Annotated in this window: 19 protein-coding genes and 1 pseudogene; 8 read left to right on the forward strand and 12 right to left on the reverse strand. The window is 71.7% G+C overall.

The window, feature by feature from the left end; all coding sequences use genetic code 11:
* Nucleotides 1-12: 12 nt before the first annotated feature.
* The 5 genes from ACSYGO_RS11615 to ACSYGO_RS11635 all read right to left on the reverse strand — a co-directional run bounded on the left by ACSYGO_RS11615 (nucleotide 13) and on the right by ACSYGO_RS11635 (nucleotide 4,924).
* Entirely contained in the window at nucleotides 13-1,212 is a 1,200-nt protein-coding gene (locus ACSYGO_RS11615; RefSeq protein ID WP_426682520.1) for an acetylornithine transaminase, read from the reverse strand.
* A complete protein-coding gene (gene argB, locus ACSYGO_RS11620; protein WP_426682521.1) occupies nucleotides 1,209-2,117 on the reverse strand; it encodes an acetylglutamate kinase in 909 nt (302 codons plus the stop codon). The genes ACSYGO_RS11615 and argB overlap by 4 nt, the downstream gene beginning before the upstream one ends.
* Nucleotides 2,114-3,283 carry a bifunctional glutamate N-acetyltransferase/amino-acid acetyltransferase ArgJ gene (gene argJ, locus ACSYGO_RS11625; protein WP_426682522.1) on the reverse strand — a complete coding sequence of 390 codons (1,170 nt, stop codon included), beginning with the start codon at nucleotides 3,281-3,283 and terminating at the stop codon, nucleotides 2,114-2,116. The genes argB and argJ overlap by 4 nt, the downstream gene beginning before the upstream one ends.
* Nucleotides 3,280-4,308: an N-acetyl-gamma-glutamyl-phosphate reductase gene (gene argC / locus ACSYGO_RS11630; RefSeq protein WP_460386620.1), complete on the reverse strand. Its 1,029-nt coding sequence runs from the start codon at nucleotides 4,306-4,308 to the stop codon at nucleotides 3,280-3,282. The genes argJ and argC overlap by 4 nt, the downstream gene beginning before the upstream one ends.
* 202 nt (nucleotides 4,309-4,510) lie before the next feature.
* Nucleotides 4,511-4,924 (reverse strand): DUF5997 family protein, encoded by a 414-nt coding sequence (locus ACSYGO_RS11635; protein WP_426682524.1) that lies wholly within the window; start codon nucleotides 4,922-4,924, stop codon nucleotides 4,511-4,513.
* A gap of 85 nt (nucleotides 4,925-5,009) precedes the next feature.
* Between ACSYGO_RS11635 and ACSYGO_RS11640 the strand changes: the two genes are divergently transcribed.
* The 3 genes from ACSYGO_RS11640 to ACSYGO_RS11650 all read left to right on the forward strand — a co-directional run bounded on the left by ACSYGO_RS11640 (nucleotide 5,010) and on the right by ACSYGO_RS11650 (nucleotide 6,903).
* The gene (locus tag ACSYGO_RS11640) at nucleotides 5,010-5,816 is read left to right on the forward strand and encodes a LysR family transcriptional regulator substrate-binding protein (RefSeq protein ID WP_432190018.1); all 807 of its coding nucleotides are present in this window, start codon (nucleotides 5,010-5,012) and stop codon (nucleotides 5,814-5,816) included.
* 233 nt (nucleotides 5,817-6,049) lie between these two features.
* On the forward strand, nucleotides 6,050-6,469 hold the full coding sequence (locus tag ACSYGO_RS11645; RefSeq protein ID WP_460386621.1) for a MerR family transcriptional regulator: 420 nt from the start codon (nucleotides 6,050-6,052) through the stop codon (nucleotides 6,467-6,469).
* Nucleotides 6,466-6,903 carry a carboxymuconolactone decarboxylase family protein gene (locus ACSYGO_RS11650; protein WP_426682527.1) on the forward strand — a complete coding sequence of 146 codons (438 nt, stop codon included), beginning with the start codon at nucleotides 6,466-6,468 and terminating at the stop codon, nucleotides 6,901-6,903. Before ACSYGO_RS11645 ends, ACSYGO_RS11650 begins: the two co-directional genes overlap by 4 nt.
* On the opposite strand, the gene ACSYGO_RS11655 is transcribed toward ACSYGO_RS11650, so the two are convergent.
* Complete coding sequence (locus ACSYGO_RS11655; RefSeq protein WP_426682528.1) at nucleotides 6,890-9,370, reverse strand: alpha-L-arabinofuranosidase C-terminal domain-containing protein; 2,481 nt, start codon at nucleotides 9,368-9,370, stop codon at nucleotides 6,890-6,892. The two genes, ACSYGO_RS11650 and ACSYGO_RS11655, sit on opposite strands and share 14 nt — an antisense overlap.
* Before the next feature lie 137 nt (nucleotides 9,371-9,507).
* On the opposite strand from ACSYGO_RS11655, the gene ACSYGO_RS11660 reads away from it, so the two are divergent.
* Nucleotides 9,508-9,960: a DUF6314 family protein gene (locus ACSYGO_RS11660; protein ID WP_460386622.1), complete on the forward strand. Its 453-nt coding sequence runs from the start codon at nucleotides 9,508-9,510 to the stop codon at nucleotides 9,958-9,960.
* A gap of 106 nt (nucleotides 9,961-10,066) precedes the next feature.
* On the opposite strand, the gene ACSYGO_RS11665 is transcribed toward ACSYGO_RS11660, so the two are convergent.
* The 3 genes and pseudogenes from ACSYGO_RS11665 to ACSYGO_RS11675 form a co-directional block, all read right to left on the reverse strand.
* Entirely contained in the window at nucleotides 10,067-10,639 is a 573-nt protein-coding gene (locus ACSYGO_RS11665; RefSeq protein WP_426682530.1) for a histidine phosphatase family protein, read from the reverse strand.
* Between the two features lie 62 nt (nucleotides 10,640-10,701).
* Nucleotides 10,702-10,833 (reverse strand): annotated as a pseudogene (locus ACSYGO_RS11670) (GNAT family N-acetyltransferase); the annotation flags it as partial.
* A gap of 15 nt (nucleotides 10,834-10,848) precedes the next feature.
* Nucleotides 10,849-12,285 (reverse strand): aminotransferase-like domain-containing protein, encoded by a 1,437-nt coding sequence (locus ACSYGO_RS11675; RefSeq protein ID WP_426682531.1) that lies wholly within the window; start codon nucleotides 12,283-12,285, stop codon nucleotides 10,849-10,851.
* A gap of 265 nt (nucleotides 12,286-12,550) precedes the next feature.
* On the opposite strand from ACSYGO_RS11675, the gene ACSYGO_RS11680 reads away from it, so the two are divergent.
* Together ACSYGO_RS11680 and ACSYGO_RS11685 are read left to right on the forward strand one after the other, a co-directional pair.
* Complete coding sequence (locus ACSYGO_RS11680; RefSeq protein WP_426682554.1) at nucleotides 12,551-13,486, forward strand: DMT family transporter; 936 nt, start codon at nucleotides 12,551-12,553, stop codon at nucleotides 13,484-13,486.
* Nucleotides 13,487-13,579: 93 nt separating this feature from the next.
* A complete protein-coding gene (locus ACSYGO_RS11685) occupies nucleotides 13,580-13,783 on the forward strand; it encodes a DUF1918 domain-containing protein (RefSeq protein ID WP_095933123.1) in 204 nt (67 codons plus the stop codon).
* Between the two features lie 21 nt (nucleotides 13,784-13,804).
* Here ACSYGO_RS11685 and ACSYGO_RS11690 read toward each other — a convergent pair whose 3' ends face one another.
* Nucleotides 13,805-15,085: a glycoside hydrolase family 10 protein gene (locus tag ACSYGO_RS11690; protein ID WP_460386623.1), complete on the reverse strand. Its 1,281-nt coding sequence runs from the start codon at nucleotides 15,083-15,085 to the stop codon at nucleotides 13,805-13,807.
* Nucleotides 15,086-15,230: 145 nt separating this feature from the next.
* Here ACSYGO_RS11690 and ACSYGO_RS11695 point away from each other — a divergent pair, with 145 nt between their 5' ends.
* Together ACSYGO_RS11695 and ACSYGO_RS11700 are read left to right on the forward strand one after the other, a co-directional pair.
* Nucleotides 15,231-16,115: a 3-hydroxybutyryl-CoA dehydrogenase gene (locus tag ACSYGO_RS11695; protein WP_426682533.1), complete on the forward strand. Its 885-nt coding sequence runs from the start codon at nucleotides 15,231-15,233 to the stop codon at nucleotides 16,113-16,115.
* Nucleotides 16,116-16,354: 239 nt separating this feature from the next.
* Nucleotides 16,355-16,612, forward strand: coding sequence for a hypothetical protein (locus tag ACSYGO_RS11700; RefSeq protein ID WP_028801562.1), 258 nt, complete (start codon nucleotides 16,355-16,357; stop codon nucleotides 16,610-16,612).
* A 26-nt stretch (nucleotides 16,613-16,638) separates the two neighbouring features.
* Here ACSYGO_RS11700 and ACSYGO_RS11705 read toward each other — a convergent pair whose 3' ends face one another.
* Together ACSYGO_RS11705 and ACSYGO_RS11710 are read right to left on the reverse strand one after the other, a co-directional pair.
* On the reverse strand, nucleotides 16,639-17,184 hold the full coding sequence (locus ACSYGO_RS11705) for an NUDIX hydrolase (RefSeq protein ID WP_095933127.1): 546 nt from the start codon (nucleotides 17,182-17,184) through the stop codon (nucleotides 16,639-16,641).
* A gap of 117 nt (nucleotides 17,185-17,301) precedes the next feature.
* Nucleotides 17,302-18,642, reverse strand: coding sequence for a transcriptional regulator (locus tag ACSYGO_RS11710; RefSeq protein WP_095933128.1), 1,341 nt, complete (start codon nucleotides 18,640-18,642; stop codon nucleotides 17,302-17,304).
* Between the last annotated feature and the right edge of the window lie 187 nt (nucleotides 18,643-18,829).

An 18,829-nucleotide genomic window follows, 5' to 3' on the forward strand; every position in this document is an offset into this window, starting at 1 on the left:
TCGTCCCATTTCTCAGGATCCGTCCCCGTTGGCTGCGTCGAGGACGCCGGGAAGGGCCCGGAGAAACGCCTCCACCTCGTCGTCGCCGAGGTTCAGCGGTGGCATCAGCCGTACGACATCGGGGGCGGGCGCGTTCACCAGGAAACCGGCGTCCTGAGCCGCCTGCTGCACCTGCGGCGCGAGCGGCTCGGTGAGCACGATACCCAGGAGCAGCCCCGCACCCCGGACATGGTCGACCAACGGGTGGCCGAGGGACTCGATCGAGCCGCGCAGCTTCTCGCCCTGCCGCTTCACGTTGTCGAGCAGACCCTCGCCCGCGATCGTGTCGAGCACGGCGAGCCCGGCGGCGCACACCACCGGGTTGCCGCCGAAGGTGGTGCCGTGGTGGCCGGGCTTGAGCAGGGCGGCGGCCCGGCCGAAGGCGACGGTGGCGCCCAGGGGCAGCCCGCCGCCGAGGCCCTTGGCGAGCGTGACGACGTCGGGCAGGACGCCCTCGTGGGCCTGGTACTCGAACCAGTGTCCGGTCCGTCCGATGCCGGTCTGCACCTCGTCCAGGACGAGGAGGGCTCCGGTGGCGGCGGTGATCGCGCGGGCGGCCTTGAGGTAGCCGGCGGGCGGCACGACGACACCGTTCTCGCCCTGGACGGGCTCGATGATCACCAGCGCGGTGTCCTCGGTGACCGCTTCGGCGAGTGCCTGCGCGTCGCCGTACGGGACGTGCGTGACGTCGCCGGGCAGCGGCAGGAACGGCTCCTGCTTGGCCGGCTGCCCGGTGAGCGCGAGGGCGCCCATGGTCCGGCCGTGGAAGCCGCCCGTGGTGGCGACCATGTGCGTGCGGCCGGTGAGCCGGCCGATCTTGAAGGCGCCCTCGTTGGCCTCGGCGCCCGAGTTGCAGAAGTAGACCTTGCCGTCTCGGCCGAAGAGCTGGAGGAGCCGTTCGGCGAGGGCGACGGGCGGTTCGGCGATGAACAGGTTGGAGACGTGACCGAGGGAGGCGATCTGCCTGCCGACGGCCTCGACGACCGCGGGGTGGGCGTGGCCGAGCGCGTTGACCGCGATGCCGCCGACGAAGTCGACGTACTGCTTGCCGTCGGCGTCCCAGAGCTTCGCGCCCTCGCCGCGCACCAGGGGCAGCCGCGGAGTGCCGTAGTTGTCCATCAGCGCGCCCTGCCACCGCTCGGTGAGTTCGGCGTTCGTCGCGTTGCCGGTCATACGGCGTCCCCCTCTGCGTCCGGCACGACCATCGTGCCGATGCCCTCGTCGGTGAAGATCTCCAGCAGGATCGAGTGCTGGACCCGGCCGTCGATGACGCGGGCCGTGGTGACGCCGTTGCGGACGGCGTGCAGACAGCCCTGCATCTTCGGCACCATGCCGCTGGCCAGCTCGGGCAGCAGCTTCTCCAGCTCGGAGGCGGTGAGGCGGCTGATCACCTCGTCGCTGTCGGGCCAGTCCTCGTAGAGACCCTCGACGTCCGTGAGGACCATGAGGGTTTCGGCGCCAAGTGCCGCAGCGAGAGCCGCAGCCGCCGTATCAGCATTGACGTTGTAGACATGTCCGTCGTCCTGGGAGCGGGCGATCGATGAGACGACCGGGATCCGGCCGTCGGCGAGCAGCGCCTCGATGGCACCGGTGTCGATGCCGGTGATCTCGCCGACCCGTCCGATGTCGACGCGTTCGCCGTCGATCTCGGGCCGGTGCTTGGTGGCGGTGATGGTGTGGGCGTCCTCGCCGGTCAGTCCGACCGCGAGCGGTCCGTGCTGGTTGAGGAGCCCGACGAGCTCGCGCTGCACCTGTCCGGCGAGCACCATCCGTACGACGTCCATGGCGTCCTCGGTGGTGACGCGCAGGCCGGCCTTGAACTCGCTGACGATGCCGTGCCGGTCGAGGGCGGCGCTGATCTGCGGGCCGCCGCCGTGCACCACGACGGGCTTGAGGCCCGCGTGCCGCAGGAAGACGACGTCCTGGGCGAAGGCGGCCTTCAGCTCGTCGTCGACCATGGCGTTGCCGCCGAACTTGATGACGACGGTCTTGCCGTGGTGCCGGGTCAGCCAGGGCAGCGCCTCGATGAGGGTCTGTGCCTTGGGCAGGGCGGTGTGCTTGCGGGTCACGTTCGTCATGAGGAGTACGCGCTGTTCTCGTGGACGTAGTCGGCGGTGAGGTCGTTGGTCCAGATCGTGGCGGTCTCGGCGCCCGCGGCGAGGTCGGCGACGATGTGGACCTCGCGGTAGCGCATGTCGACGAGTTCGCGGTCCTCGCCCACGCCGCCGTTCTTGCAGACCCAGACGCCGTTGATGGCGACGTTCAGCTGCTCGGGTTCGAATGCGGCGCCGGTGGTGCCGATCGCGGACAGCACGCGGCCCCAGTTGGGGTCCTCGCCGTGGATCGCGCACTTGAGGAGGTTGTTGCGGGCGATCGAGCGGCCCACCTCGACGGCGTCGGCCTCGCTCGCCGCGTTGACCACCTCGACCTTGATGTCCTTGCTGGCGCCTTCCGCGTCGCGGATGAGCTGCTGGCCGAGGTCGTCGCAGACGGTGCGGACGGCCTCGGCGAACTCCGCGTGGTCGGGGGTGACGCCGGAGGCGCCGGAGGCGAGCAGCAGCACCGTGTCATTGGTGGACATGCAGCCGTCGGAGTCGACCCGGTCGAAGGTGACCCGGGTCGCGTCGCGCAGCGCCTGGTCCAGGGTCCGGCTGTCGACGTCGGCGTCCGTGGTGAGGACGACGAGCATGGTGGCGAGCCCGGGGGCGAGCATGCCTGCGCCCTTGGCCATGCCGCCCACGGTCCAGCCGTTCTTCGTCACCACGGACGTCTTGTGGACGGTGTCGGTGGTCTTGATGGCGATGGCGGCCTTCTCGCCGCCGTGCGCGCTGAGCTGGCCGACGGCCAGGTCGACGCCCGGGATCAGCTTGTCCATGGGCAGCAGGACGCCGATCAGGCCGGTCGAGCACACGGCGACCGTGCCCGCGCCCACCTCGCCGGTGCCCGCGGCGGTGAGGGACTCGGCGACCTTCTCGGCGGTGGCGTGCGTGTCCTGGAAGCCCTTCGGTCCGGTGCACGCGTTGGCGCCCCCGGAGTTGAGGACGACGGCGGTCAGCTCACCGCTCGTGAGGACCTGCTGCGACCAGAGCACCGGCGCGGCCTTCACGCGGTTCGAGGTGAAGACGCCCGCGGCGGCGCGGCGCGGACCGTCGTTGACCACGAGGGCCAGGTCCGGGTTGCCGTTCTCCTTGATCCCGGCGGCGATGCCCGCCGCCTGGAATCCCTTGGCTGCCGTGACGCTCACGGTGCGACTCCGATCGTGGAAAGCCCTGTGGTCTCGTCGAGGCCGAGGGCGATGTTCATGCTCTGGACGGCACCGCCCGCGGTGCCCTTGGTCAGGTTGTCGATGGCGCTGATCGCGATGATGCGGTGCGCGGCGGCGTCGTACGCGACCTGGACCTGAACGGCGTTGGAACCGTAGACGGACGCCGTGGCGGGCCACTGTCCCTCGGGCAGCAGGTGCACGAACGGCTCGTCGGCGAGCGCCTTCTCGTACGCGGTCCGCACGGACTCGGCGGTGACGCCGTCCCGCGCCTTGGCGCTGCACGTGGCGAGGATGCCGCGGGGCATCGGCGCCAGGGTGGGCGTGAAGGAGACGGTGACCGGCTCGCCGGCCGCCCCGCCGAGGTTCTGGATCATCTCGGGGGTGTGCCGGTGGACGCCGCCCACGCCGTACGGCGACATGGAGCCCATGACCTCGCTGCCCAGGAGGTGCGCCTTGGGCGCCTTGCCGGCACCGGACGTGCCGGACGCGGCGACGATCACGGCCTCGGGTTCGGCGAGCCCGGCCGCGTACGCCGGGAAGAGCGCGAGCGTGGCGGCCGTGGGGTAGCAACCGGGCACCGCGATGCGCTTGGACCCCTCCAACGCAGCGCGGGCACCCGGCAGTTCGGGGAGGCCGTAGGGCCAGGTCCCGGCGTGCTCGGAGCCGTAGAACCGTTCCCAGTCCGCCGGGTCCTTCAGCCGGAAGTCGGCACCCATGTCGACCACGAGGACGTCCGGGCCGAGCTGCTCGGCCACGGCGGCGGACTGTCCGTGCGGGAGGGCGAGGAACACGACGTCGTGACCGCCGAGCACCTCGGTCGTGGTCTCCTGCAGCACGCGGTCCGCGAGCGGCAGCAGATGCGGCTGGAGCGCGCCCAGGCGCCGGCCCGCGTTGGAGTTGCCGGTCAGGGCGCCGATCTCGATGCCGGGATGCACGAGGAGCAGGCGCAGCAGCTCTCCGCCCGCGTACCCGCTCGCTCCCGCCACTGCCGCTCGTACCGTCATGGAACCCTCCTCTTGGATGGCATGACTATACGTTTCGCTGCACGTTTATGCAATCCACTGCATGAATACACGCGAGCGCTACTCATGCTCATGACAATCGCCGCGCCCGGAAGCCCGCCGACACACCGGGGGCACGGAGCGGGACGTGCTCGGACGACGGGACGGCGCGCGCGGGCACCGCCGCCCCGCCGACGGCGGCGGATCAGGAACGCGCGTCGCCGGATCCCTCGGCGCGGGCCGCCTGCTCCGCCTTCTTCTCCTTGATCCGGGCGGTCTCCTTGCGGACGTCCGCCTGCGTGGCGCGCTCACGCCGCAGCCACTCCGGGTCCTCCGCCTTCAGTGCCTCGATCTGCTCGGTGGTGAGCGCCTCGGTGACCCCGCCCCGGGCGAGACCGGAGATGGAGACGCCCAGCTTGGACGCGACCACGGGCCGCGGGTGCGGGCCGTCACGGCGCAGGTCCCGCAGCCACTGCGGCGGGTCGGTCTGCAGCGCACTCAGCTCGGCACGCGAGACGACACCCTCCCGGAACTCGGCGGGGGTGGCCTCGAGGTACACGCCCAGCTTCTTGGCCGCGGTGGCGGGCTTCATCGTCTGGGTGGTCTGGTGCGACGTCATGCGTCAAGGGTAACGAGCACGAGAGGCGCCGCCGACCAGGACCGCTGCCCGCCGCCGCGGCCCTCACGACCGGTAACCTGACGAGGTGACTGGCTCCGAAGCACCCCCCTCGTTCCGGCTCGCCTACGTTCCGGGGGTCACACCCGCCAAGTGGGTGCGGATCTGGAACGAGCGGCTTCCCGACATCCCCCTGACCCTGGTCGCGGTGACCGCCGCCGAGGCGTTCGGGCTGCTGCGCGGCGGGGGCGCCGACGCGGGCTTCGTCCGCCTGCCGGTCGACCGGACCGATCTCAGCGCGATCCCCCTCTACACCGAGACCACGGTGGTCGTGGTCCCCAAGGACCACGTCGTGGCGGCCGTCGACGAGGTCAGCACGGAGGATCTCGCCGACGACATCGTGCTGCACCCCCTGGACGACACCCTCGAATGGGAGCGCCTGCCGGGCAAGCCCGCCCTCGAACGGCCGGCCACCACGGCGGACGCCGTCGAGCTGGTGGCGGCGGGCATCGGCGTCCTCGTCGTGCCGCAGTCGCTCGCCCGGCTCCACCACCGCAAGGACCTCACCTACCGGCCGGTCACGGACGCGCCGGAGTCGCGCGTCGCCCTGTCCTGGCCGGCGGACGAGACCACCGACATGGTGGAGGACTTCATCGGGATCGTCCGCGGCCGCACCGTGAACAGCTCGCGCGGCCGCACTCCGGCCGCGGCCTCGCAGAAGGCCGAGCCCGCCGCCAGGACGTCGCCCAAACGGTCCGGCACCGGTGGCGGCACGCGGCAGAAGCCCGCGGGCGGCGCGTCGGGCGGGCAGGGCCGGCGCGGCGGCAGCGCGAAGGGCGGGTCCGGCGGCGCGAAGGGCGGGGCACGGCGGGGCAAGCCGCGCCGCCGCTCCTGACCCGGGCGGCCGCGCTCACCGTTCGTCCGGCGGAAGCCTCGGGCTGCGGCCTACGGGGGCGGAGTGGGCCGCCGACAGCGCGGCGCAGCGGTGCGCCGTGTCCGGCGCCCGTGCACGGAGGAGGCCGGTGCCGAGCACTCGCCCGCCCCTCCCGGAGCCTTGCGAGCGGCCCGTCGGAAGTGATCGCCGACGGCGCTTGACCTGGAGCGCGCTCCAGGTTCTACGGTCTTGTCATGACCAGCGGACAGCCCCGCCCGGGCCGCCAGGAACCGACGCTCACGATCTCCGAGGTCGTGGAGCGCACGGGCCTCTCGCACGACACGCTGCGGTACTACGAGAAGGCCGGCCTCATCGAACGGGTCGGCCGGACCACCGGGAACCAGCGGCGTTATGCGGCGGCCGACCTGGCCTGGCTGGAGTTCCTGATCCGGCTGCGCGGGACGGGCATGTCGATCGCGGACATGCAGCGGTTCGCCGAGCTGCGCTCGCGGGGCGGGGCCACCGTCCCGGAGCGGCTGGCGATGCTCCGCGCGCACCGCGCCGACCTCGCGGACCGCATGAGCGCGCTGCGCCGCAACGCGGCCGCCCTCGACGACAAGATCGACCACTACGAACGGCTGCTCGCCCAGCCGGGAACGGACGACGAGACATGAGCGACGCCACCACCCGCGAAGAGCGTTTCGAGCACGGCATGGACGTCCTGAAGCGGGTCGACGGCGAGGTCGGGCAGCGGGTCGTCGACTCGCTCTCCGACATCAGCCCCGAACTCGGCCACCAGATCGCCGCGTGGGCCTTCGGCGACATCTACGACCGGCCCGGACTCGTCGCGCGCGACCGCCAGTTGGTGACGCTCGGCATGCTCACCGCCCTCGGCGGCTGTGAGCCCCAGCTCGAAGTGCACGTCAACGCGTCGCTGAACGTGGGGCTTTCGCCCGAGCAGATCGTCGAGGCGATGCTGCACTCGGTGGTGTACTGCGGGATACCGAAGGCGATGAACGCGACGCTGGTCGCGAAGAAGGTGTTCGCCGAGCGTGGGCTGCTGCCCGTCGGGCAGCGGCCCACGCCGGCCACCGCTACCTCTGCCTGATCCGCAGGAAGGTGACGGAGTTCGCCGGGAAGGTGTACGTGAACCTGTCGGCGACCCCTTCGAGGGTGGACGTCACCGGAGCGACCGGTGTGGCCGTCTCGGTGTTCACCGCCTCGGGCGCGGCCGCGAGAGTGGTCACCCGGGCCTTGGAGGCGACCTTCGCGCCGCCGAGGTCGATCGCCGTACGGGCCGCCGCCGCCTGGGCGTTGACCACCTTGACGACGAGGTCGCCGCTCTTCGCGTCGCGCGTGACGACCTGGCGGAACGGCTCGGCGGGCTTGTCGTCCGTGAAGCTCCCCCACTCCTGGCCGTCCAGGTAGAGGGTGACCTGGCGTCCGCGGATCTTGACGTCGACGTCGTAGGCGCGGCCCGTCTCGATCGAGCCGGGCTTGGAGATCAGCGACGACTTGCCGCCGTCCACGGCCTGTTCGACCGCGGAGGTGGTGTTGTTCCAGCCGCCCAGGTTCCACCAGTAGTAGTTCCCGGTGTCCTTGACGCCGAAGGCGACGAGGAAGCCCTCCTTACCGGACTTCTTGGTGGCCTTCACGTGCAGGTCGTAGTCGTGCCAGGCCGGGTCGCCGGCCGTGACCATGGTGTTCTCTGCGGCCACGTCGGTCTGCACGTACTGCCCGTCCTGCACGCTCCAGCTGCCGCCACCCGTGTGGGTCCACTGCGAGGCGTCGCCGCTGAAGTCGTCGCCGAACAGCGTGCCGCCGTCTGCTCCGGTGACCGACACGTCGTCGTACGCCGCCGTGGTCGCCCAGGTCGACAGGCCGACGGCGCCCGAGAGGGGGCCGTTCAGCGCGGGTGTGCCGGTGGCGGTCGACGGTACGACGCGGTCGCCGACGTTGTTCATGAAGAGCTTCTGCACCTCGTAGTCGGCCGAACCCCAGGAGGCGTGGTTGTTGAACCAGATCATGTCCGGACGCCACTGCACGTAGTCCTCGTTGGCGAGCAGCGGGGCGTACGAGGCGAGCTTCACGACGTCCGCGTTGCGCTCCAGGCCGGTCATGTACGCGGCTTCGGAGAGGGCGTTCTTGAAGGTGTTGCCGCCGGAGGCGTACTCGCCGAGGAAGACCTTGGGGCCGTTCCTGTCGTAGGAGTCGTAGCGGTCGTTGTTCTGCAGGAACCACTGCGGGCTGTTGTAGTAGTGCTCGTCGACCATGTCGACGTTCGCGTCCCTGTTGAGCTGCCAGGCCGTGTCGAAGGTGCTTCCGGAGTCGTCGGGGCCCGCGTTCGAGATCACCGTGACGTCGGGGTACGCGGCCTCGACGGCGGTGCGGAACCGCTCGAAGCGGGTGAAGAACTCGCGGGGCAGGTTCTCCTCGTTGCCCACTTCCAGGTGGGTGAGGTGGAAGGGCTCGGGGTGGCCCATGCGGGCGCGTCGAGCGCCCCACTCGCTCGTCACCGGCCCGTTGGCGAACTCGATGAGATCCAGGGTGTCCTGGATGTGCCGCTGGAGCAGGGCGTCGTCGTCGACGGCCTTGTTCTGGCCGCAGCCGGTGACGAGTGCGGGCACCACGGGCAGCGGCATCGCGCCGATGTCCTCGGCGAACTGGAAGTACTCGTAGTAGCCGAGCCCGTAACTCTGGTTGTAGCCCCAGAAGTTGGCGTTGGTGGCGCGCTGCTCGACCGGGCCGATGGTGTCCTTCCACTGGTACGCGCGCTTGCGCTGATAGCCGGACGCCTCGTCGTACCCCTGCATGCTGCCGGTGTTGACGAGGCAGCCGCCCGGGAAACGCACGAAGCCCGGGTGCAGGGCGGCGACCTTCTCGGCGAGGTCCTTGCGCAGACCGTGCCCCTTATAGGTGTCGCGCGGCAGCAGCGAGATCATGTCCAGCGCGACGGAGCCCTCGGCGGCGACGGTGAGGCGGCCGGTGCTCGTGGTGCGGTCGGGGGTGAACCGCGCCCGGTACTGGGCCCAGCCGCCGCGCACCGTGAGCCGGCGGGCCTCGGCGAGCGTGCCCTCGGCGTCCCGCAACGTCACGGTGAGGGGCGTTCTCACGTCGGCGCGGGCCCAGACGGAGAAGTCGTACGCCTTGCCGCTCTCGACCCTGATGCCGGTGTTGTAGCCCGCGTTGGTGACGGACGAGCCGCCGTCCAGGGCGAGGTAGGTGCGGTTGCGGGCGTCGAGGCGTCCGTCGTCGCTGACGGCGCGGGCGGTGCCGGAGACGGTCCACGAGGTGAGTGGCGTGTAGGAGGAGTTGTCGGCGGTGCTGTACTCGAACGACCGGTTCTGCACGAGCTCGGGGTAGAGGCCGCCGTCCGCGGCGCGGTTGATGTCCTCGAAGAAGACGCCGTACATGGTGTCGTCGATCGTCGCGCCGGATCGCTCTGGGTGGACGGTGATCGCGTAGTCGGTGACGTCGTCCGCGGCGGCTCGCGCCGGTCCCGGGACGACGGTGGAGGCCACCAGGAGGGCGGTGGCGGTGAGTCCGAGTCTCCAGCGGGTGCGGGTGGATGACATGAATACTCCGCGGCTCTGTGGTGTGGAGTTGTTCGAAATATCGGACATCGATCAGTACTTCGAACGGCAAGATAGGGAGGGGGCAGGAGCGCGTCAATGGGTCGCGCGGCATCGCACGGGACGGAGAGCGGGACACCATGGGCGAGTTCTGGCCAGTGCCGGATGTGCTCTCGTACCTGGCCGGGAGCTGGCGGGTGAGCCGCACCGTGCGCGACCTCGCGGGCGGCGCGGAGGGGCACTTCACCGGTACGACGGTTTTCGGACCGCCGGAGGGTGCGGAGCACGCGGGGCTGCTGCACCACGAGTCGGGCACGTTCACCTGGCAGGGCGTCGCCCGGCCCGCCGAGCGGACGCTGCGGTTCCTGCCGGGGGCGGTCCCGGCTGCCGCCCTCGTACAGTTCTCCGACGGCCGTCCCTTCCACGACCTGGATCTGACGACCGGCCGGCACATCGCCAACCATCCCTGCTCGGCCGACCTCTACCGGGGCGAGTTCTCGGTCTACGCGGAGGACCGCTGGCGCACGGTGTGGCGGGTCGGGGGACCGGCCAAGGACCTGGTCCTGACCACGGACTACGCGCGCGCGGACTGACCGCTCGGGGGCGAGGTGCCGGGGCGCGGCGGACGGACGGGGTCGGCGGACGCACGTGAGCGCCAGGGACCCCTGCCCGCGGATGCTGCGAGCGCTGCGCGCGTTGCTACGCCGCCTCCAGGCGCATGTTCCAGCGGCGGTTGTTGCCGGTGAGGGTGACGGTCGACAGGGGGCGCACGTCGATGTTCCAGTACGTCGACGGCTGGGCCTTGAGCGCGTAGACGAGGGCGGCGCGCACCACCGACGGCTCCGCCACCGCGACGATCCGGCTCCCGTCGTCGACGGGCCGGGTGTCGAGCCATCCGCCGACGCGCTGGATGAAGCCCAGCAGGGACTCGCCGCCGTGCGGCGCCGAGCGCGGGTCGGCGAGCCAGGCGTCCACGGCGTCGGGCTCGCGGGCCATCGCCTCACCGAGCGTGAATCCGCGCCACCGGCCCATGTCGCAGTCGCGCAGCGCGAGCTGCACCAGGGGCGCGTAGCCGAGGGCGTCGCCGGTGGCCCTGCTGCGGGGGGTCGGCGAGCAGTAGCGCAGCTCGGACGCCGCCAGCGGCACCAGCCCGGCGGCCGAACGCTGCACCTCGTCCCAGCCCGCCTGGTCCAACGGCCTGTCGTCCTCGAAGCGCTCCGCGAGCAGCGAGGAACTGCGCGCGGCGGCGACGAACGTGACCCGAAGATGCATGGGCAGATCGTGGAACGCGGGACTCCGCAGGTCAAGGGCCGTTACGCAAGGTATACGCGGGCTTACGGAACCATCAGCGCCATCCACTGGTCCGGCCGGTCGAGCAGCGTGAAACCCAGCTTCTCGTAGACGCCGTGCGCGTCGTGCGTGGCGGGCAGGACGCGGCGCAGCCCGAGCGGGCCGAGGTGGTCGCGGCTCCGCGTCGGCCGTCAGCCGAGCACCTCGTCGCAGGCGGCCCGGAGCCTGCGCACACCCTCGGCGATCTCCTCCGCGTTCGCGACCGCCGCGAAGCTCAACCGGAGGTGCGCGGCCGGGGGTTCGGCGCTGAAGTAGGGACGGCCGGGCGTGACGGCCACGCCGCTGCGCAGGGCCGCGGCGACCAGCGTGGCCTCGTCCATGCCGTCGGGCAGCCGCAGCCAGAGGTGGTAGCCGCCGGACGGGACGTGGGGCAGGGCGAGTTCGGGCAGTCGCAGCCGCAGCGCGGCGGTCATCGTGTCGCGGCGTGCCTTCAGCTCGGCCGACAGGGAACGCAGATGACGCGGCCAGGCGGGCGAGCCGACGAGTTCGAGCGCCGCCTCCTGGAAGGGGCGCGGCACGAAGAAGCTGTCGACGATCTGGATGGCGCGCAACCGCTCCAGGACCGGACCGCGCGCCACGAGCGCGGCGACCCGGAAGCTCGGCGAGGTCGCCTTGGTCAGGGAGCCGACGTGCACGACGACACCGTCGGGGTCCTCGGCGGCCAACGGGCGGGGCAGCGGACCGCTGTCCTCGTGCACGAGGCGCCGCACGAAGTCGTCCTCGACGACGAAGGCACCGGCGTCGCGCGCGATGCGCACCACCTCGCCCCGGCGCTCGTGGGCGAGGACGGCGCCGGTCGGGTTCTGGAACAGCGGCTGGCAGACGAACACCCGCGCGCCGGTCGCGGCGAAGGCGTCGGCGAGCAGGGCGGGCTTCACACCGTCGGCGTCGACCGGCACCGGTACCGGCCGCAGCCCGGCCGCTCGGGCGATCGCCAGCATGCCCGGATACGTGGGCGACTCGACGAGCACGGGTGCACCGGGCGGTGCGAGCGCGCGCAGGGCGGTGGTCAGCGCCGACTGACCGCCCGCGGTGACGAGCACCTCGGCCGCGGTGATCGTGCCCCCGATGCCCCGCGCGAACCATTCGCGCAGGTCCGCGAGTCCCTCCATGGGCGGCCGCGACCAGGCGCCGGGGCGGCGCCCCGCCCGGGACAGGGCCGCGCCCATCGCCCGCTCGGGCTGGAGCGAGGGGTGCAGATAGCCGCCGTTGAACTCGACGACGCCTGGCGCCGGGGCGTCCAGGGAGACCAGGACTCCGGACGCGTCCACCGTGCGCGGTACGAGTTCGGCGGCGGCGTCCGCGCTGAGTGCCACCTCCTGCCAGGAGGTGTCCCCGGTGGGCTCGGCGACGGAGCGCGGCCGGGCGCGGAACGCCCCCGCGCCGGGGCGGGTGACGACGAGCCCTTCGGCCGCGAGCTGTGCCAGTGCCCGTGACACGGTCACCGGGCTGACGCGGAACCGCTCGACGAGCGCACGACTCGACGGCAGCTTTCCACCCGGCGAGTAGCGGTCGAGTTCTCGCCGCAGCTGATTCGCCAGCTCGGCCACACTGCTACGCTCTTGCATGAGAGCACAGGATAGCGCTACTGCCGAAACCCCGATAGCGGTCACCACCGCCGGGACGGGCGCCGCCGGAGACGGGTCCCAGGCCGCGGACAGCGGCGCCGCGACCGCTCGGAATGGCCGCTCCGCCGGTCCCGTCACCACGGCACGCACCACCGCTACCGCCACCGCCGGGAGCGCCTCCGCCGCCACCGCCACCGCCGGGAGCACCTCGGCCGTCACCGCCACCGCCGCCGGAAGCACCTCCGCCGCCGCGGGCCGGGAGCAGCTGCCGGGCGGGACCGACGCCGGCCGCACGCGCACGGACCGCAGCGCACCCCCCGCCGGCAGTGGAGTCACCCCCGCGGCCCGCCGCGCCGGCACCCTCCAGGCCGCCCTCGGAGTCACCGCCTTCTCTCTCACCTTTCCGGCCACCGCCTGGGGTCTGGAAGGCTTCGGCCCCTGGTCCCTCGTGGCCGTCCGCAGTGTGCTGGCGGCGGTGATCGCCGGCGGCTGCCTGGTGGCGCTGCGGGTGCCGTTGCCGGGCCGCCGGCACTGGGCGGGGCTCGCCGTCGTGGGCGCCGGCGTCGTGCTCGGCTTCCCCCTGCTGACGACGCTCGCCCTGGAGACCTCGACCACCGCGCACGCCGCCGTGGTGGTGGGGCTGCTGCCGCTGACGACGGCGCTGTTCTCCACGCTGCGCACCGGCGCGCGGCCCTCGCGGATGTTCTGGTGCGCCGCCCTCGCGGGAGCGGCGGCGGTCATCGCGTTCACCGTGCAGCAGAGCGGCGGCGCCCTGACCGGCGCGGACGCCTATCTCTTCGGCGCACTGCTGATCTGCGCGGTGGGCTACACGGAGGGCGGCCGGCTCGCCCGGGTCATGCCCGGCTGGCACGTCGTCGGCTGGGCGCTGGTCCTGTGCCTGCCGCTTACCGTGCCGGGCATGCTGATCGCGCTGTCCCACGAGCCGGTCCGGCTCACCGCGCACAGCGTGACGGGTCTGCTGTGGGTGGCGGCCGGTTCGCAGTTCCTCGGTCTGGTCGTCTGGTACCGGGGCATGGCGTCCATCGGGATTCCGAAGGCCAGCCAGTTGCAGCTGGCGCAGCCGCTGCTCACACTGGTGTGGTCGGTACTGCTCCTCGGCGAGCAGCTCACACCGGCCGCACCCCTGACGGCCGCCGCCGTTCTGGTCTGCATCGCGCTCACCCAGCGGGCGCGGAGCTGACCGGCACGCACGGGCCGGTCCAACCGGCGCCACCAGCCGTAGACTTGCGGCCACGGACCGCACACTCCCGTACACGACGAGGAGACCGTTCAGATGCGTGCAAACAAGGGCGACCAGCTTGTGCAGCACGGCAGGGTTGTCGGTCAGCACGACAAGGTCGCGGAGATCACCGAGGTGATGGGGGCGCAGGGCGCTCCCCCTTACCGCGTGCGATTCGAGGACGGGCACGAGGCCGTGTGCTCACCGGGCCCCGACTCCGAGATCCGCCACAAGGACATGAGGCAGCAAAGGACCTGAGGCAGCAGTGACCATCGGCTCTCACGCCCGGCGCGCTCGGCGCGGAGGTGTCGCCGACCGCTGGTAGTGGTCGGCGACGACCCGCGCCATCGCGCCGATGCGGTCGGAGCCGGCCTCCGTCGCCGAGAAGAAGGCGTGCCCGCGCACCTCGGCGCAGTCACCGGCGAGGGTGAGGTGCCGGGAGAGTTCGGCCGGGTCCCGCCAGGCTTCCGGCTGCCCCGGTGCGCCGGCCTTGTACAGCGCCTCCCCGACGTAGAGCCGCACGCACGTGCCCCGGGTGACGTCCGCCCACCAGGGCAGCAGATCGGCGTAGTCCGCGTCGGCGAAGCCGATGTTCCAGTAGAGCTGCGGACAGATGTAGTCGATCCACTGCTCCCTGACCCACTTCCTGGTGTCGGCGTGCAGGTCGTCGTACGTCTGGATGTGGGCCGCCGTCGCCGATCCGAGCGGGTCGGTCGCGGCGTTGCGCCACACCCCGAAGGGGCTGATCCCGAAGCACGCGGCGGGCCGGGTGCGCGCGAGGGCCTCCGCCATCTCCCGCACCAGCCGGTCGATGTTGTCACGCCGCCAGGAGGCCCGGTCCGGGAAGCCTGCGCCGTGTTCCGCGAACGCCGCGTCGTCGTCGAAGACCTCGCCGTCGACCGGATACGGATAGAAGTAGTCGTCCCAGTGGACGGCGTCGACCGGGTATCTGCGCACCGCGTCGAGCATCGCGTCCTGCACGAAGGCGCGGACCTGGGGCAGTCCGGGGTTGTAGTAGAGCCGCCCGCCGTACGGCACGATCCAGTCGGGGTGCCTGCGGGCGGGGTGCGCGGGGGCCAGCCGGGCCGGGTCGGTGTGATTCGCGACGCGGTACGGGTTGAACCAGGCGTGCAGCTCCAGACCGCGCGCGTGCGCCTCGCGGACCGCGGTGTCCAGCGGGTCCCAGCCGGGGTCCTGGCCCTGGACACCGGTGAGGACCTCGGACCACGGCTCGTACGGCGAGGGCCACAGCGCGTCGGCCGCGGGGCGCACCTGGAACATCACCGTGTTCAGCCGCAGCCGTACGGCCGTGTCGAGACGGTCGAGGAGCTCGGCGCGCTGCTGGTCGCGGCTCAGTCCGCCGCGCGAGGGCCAGTCGCGGTGGGCGACCGTGGCCAGCCACATGCCGCGGAACTCGCCCGCCGTCCGGTGACGCCGCGCCGGGGCCGGCGCCGGCGCCGGGGCGGCGTCCGCGCCCGCCGCGTCGTCCCCCTGGGCCGCCAGTCCCGACAGTGCCGCCACCGCGGTCGCCGCGAACGTCCGGCGTGACAGCAGCCCCATCTCCGCATCCCTTCACGCACCCGGTCCGCGCCGTCACGGACCGCCATTTCGCCCCAGGATGCCGGACCCCGACGATCGATCATCGATACTTGGCGGTAACGTGCACGTTCGGAGCAGGCACCGAAACACGGAGATCCTGCCGGCCGTGCAGATCAGCGAAGGGGACGATGTGACCGACATCGAACGCGTCGGAGTGGTGGGCTGCGGGCAGATGGGTGCGGGCATTGCCGAGGTGTGCGCCCGCGCCGGTCTGGACGTCAAGGTCGCCGAGACCACCGGCGAGGCCCTGGAGATCGGCCGTACCCGGCTCTTCAACTCCCTCTCCAAGGCCGCCGAGCGCGGGAAGATCTCCGAGGAGGAGCTCAAGGCCACCCAGGACCGGCTCAGCTTCACCACGGACCTCGGCGAGTTCGCCGACCGCGACCTGGTGATCGAGGCCGTCGTCGAGAACGAGCAGGTCAAGACCGAGATCTTCCAGGTCCTCGACCAGGTGGTGACACGGCCCGACGCGATCCTGGCCTCCAACACCTCCTCGATTCCGCTGGTGAAGCTCGCGGTCGCCACCTCGCGGCCCGACCAGGTCATCGGCATCCACTTCTTCAACCCGGCGCCGGTCCAGAAGCTCGTCGAGCTGATCCCGGCGCTGACCACCTCCGAGGGCACCCTCAGCCGGGCCCAGCTGTTCGCCGAGAAGGCGGTCGGCAAGCACGCCATCCGCGCCCAGGACCGTTCGGGCTTCGTGGTCAACGCGCTGCTCATCCCGTACCTCCTGTCGGCGATCCGGATGTTCGAGTCGGGCATCGCGAGCCGCGAGGACATCGACAACGGCATGGAGCTCGGCTGCGCCCACCCGATGGGCCCGCTCAAGCTGTCCGACCTGATCGGCCTCGACACGGTCGCCTCGGTCGCCCACTCGATGTACGAGGAGTACAAGGAGCCGCTGTACGCCGCTCCCCCGCTGCTCCAGCGCATGGTGGACGCGGGCCGCCTGGGCCGGAAGTCGGGATCGGGCTTCTACACCTACGGCTGACACCCGGACCGCACGGTCCACGGCCGACACCCCTGGCCGACTACGGATCGTGAGCTGATCACGAGCATCGGCTCGCGCGGGCCCGGCACCCTTTTCGGTGCCGGGCCCGCGCCATTCACACACCGTGTGCGCGCCGGGCCCGCATATGCCCCTCGCACACGCTCCCCACGCGTCCACCAGGCGAGTTGACTTTCCGTGCGCATGTAAGGGATGGCACGACTACGGAAAGGAGCGGACTCGTGACCGCCGACCCCGAGCATCCCGTGGTCCCAGGGGAACTCGCAGAGTTACGCCGGTCCCTCGAGGTGGGGCTCACTCGCATAGAAGGGGGACTCGCACTGCTCACTCAGCGCGACGACCAGACCGCCAAGGATCTCGACGACCTGAGCGCACGGGTCGTCGCCCTCGAACACACCCGCTGGCCACTGCCCACCCTCGCCGTCCTCGCGGCCGTGGGCGCGCTGGCCGTGGCGGTCTGGCAGGCTCTGGGCCACTAGGTCCCCGGACGCCGTGGGGGGACGGATCAGGGCAAGGCGTCCTGCCCGAGCCTGAGATGGTGCAGAAGGAGCAGTGCGGCAGCCATGTTGGCGGCCGGGACCTCGCCGCGGGCGACCATGTCGGGGACGAGCTTCAGGGGAACCCATTCCCGACGGTCGGACTCGAAGTCGTCCACGGGGTGTCCGATGTACGCACCCTCGTCGGCCCAGAAGATGTGGTGCCGGGCGTCGGTGAGCCCGTTGGAGGGCTCGACGCTCATCAGATGCCTCAGGGGTCCCGGCCGCCAGCCGGTCTCCTCCTCCAGTTCGCGGGCCGCCGCGACGGCGATGTCCTCGCCGTCCTCGACGACACCCGCCGCGAGCTCCCATCCCCAGCTGTCGGTGATGAAGCGGTGCCGCCACAGGAGCAGCACTTCGTTGGCCTCATTCACCACAGTGGCCACGGCCACGGGCCGCAGCCGTATCAAAAAGTGATCGAGGTGCCGACCGTCCGGCAGCTCCACATCTGCGAGATTGACGCTGAACCAGCGGTTTGCGTACACAGTTTGTTCGTTCTGTTTCGTCCACTGCACGGTTCTGCCACCTTCCGCCGAGTAGATGGCAATATCGCAGCAGGAGCGTCCTGACAGCAGGCTCACAGCGGTCGGGGCACGGTGCAGCGGCGGTCGAACCTTTTTGTGGCGCCTTCCCTACAGCGGTACGCGCAATGCCCCGTCGATGAGCTCGGCGGCCTCGGCCGTGCCCGCACAGCCGCTGCGCACCAGGTGCTCGCGCACCGCGCGCAGTCTGTCGCGCAGCCGCTGGGACTCCATCCCCCGCGCCTGTTCGGCCATTTGAACGGCGGTGGCCACCGCCTTGTCGGCGTTGCCCTGACGCAGCTCGATCTGGCTGAGCATCGCCAGCCGGTGCACTCTGCCCCGGTCGTGCGCCGGGTTGTCGACGGCGGCCGCGGCGTGCTCCCCCGCCGCCACCAGGTCGCCGAGGCTGAGCAGGGCCTCCGCCACCTGCACATTGACCAGGCCCGGTTGGACATAGCCGGTCTCGTCGGGCTCGTACCCGCGCCGGATGCGCTCGGCGGCCTGCTCGGCACGCCGTATGCAGGACAGCGCGCTGCTGCCGTCGCCGAGGTGTGCGTACGCCTTGGCCTGCATCGCGTAGAGGTCGGAGGCGAGCGCCGGCGTGATGTGCCGCCCGGCGGCGCGCAGCGCGGCCTCCGCGAAGGCCACGGCCTGCCGGTACTCGCGCATGAACAGCGACTGGTTGACCAGCAGGGCTATGACGTAGGCGCCGAGTCCCCTGTCGCCGCTGGCCTTCGCCAGGCGCAGCGCCTGGTGGAAGTAGCGCTGGGCGAGGCCGTGCGCGTCGGAGTCGTAGGCGCAGATGCCCGCGATGGCGACCAGGCCGCCCGTGGCGCGGTGCAGCTGGCGGCCGGTGGCATCGGTGTAGCTGCCGCGCAGCAGCGGCGCCGTCTCGGAGTTGAGGAACCCGACGATGCGGGTGCGGGTCGCTATGCCGCCCGCCTTGCGGTACATCTGCTCGTAGTGGGCGCGGGCCGCCCGCAGCATGTCGATGTCCGCCATGCTGACGCGGTGCCGTCCGCCGCGCGAGACGTCCACGTCCTCGGGCGGGTTCTCCCACTCCCACACCGGCATCACGGCGGGTGTACCGGTGACGGCGGGCGCGCCGAGTATGTGCGGGCGCTGCTGCTCGTCGGAGCGCCACAGGGCGGTGGCCCGCTCCACGAAGCCGGACAGCGAGGTGCCGTGCGGGGTGGCCGGTTCACCGGGCACGCCCAGTCCGATGTCGTCGAGCGTGACGGGCCGGTGCAGCCGGCCCGCGAGCACCTCGCAGATCAGGTCGGGTACCTGCCCGCGGGGGCGCTGCCCCTTCAACCAGCGCGCCACGGCCGTGTGTTCGTACCGCAGCGCGAGTCCACGTGCTCTGCCCGCCTGATTGACATGGGCGGCGAGTCCCGCGTGCGAGATGCCGGCCTCGTCGAGTATCGCGTCGAGCAGTGTGTTGGGCTGCATGGAGGCCCCCCGGGTGGCTCGGTGCCGTCAGAGTAGTGCGTCCGCTTTCACACGGGGTGTGAAGGGAATGCCCGTATCCGGGCAGTGCGCGCGCTGTCGCAGAGGGTTTCTGGCCGGTTGACTGAAATGCCTCGCAAGAGGCCGGCCGGGCCGCCGGCTCCCCCTCGTACAGTGCGGCGGCCCGCTT

Source organism: Streptomyces krungchingensis (genome assembly GCF_054729265.1).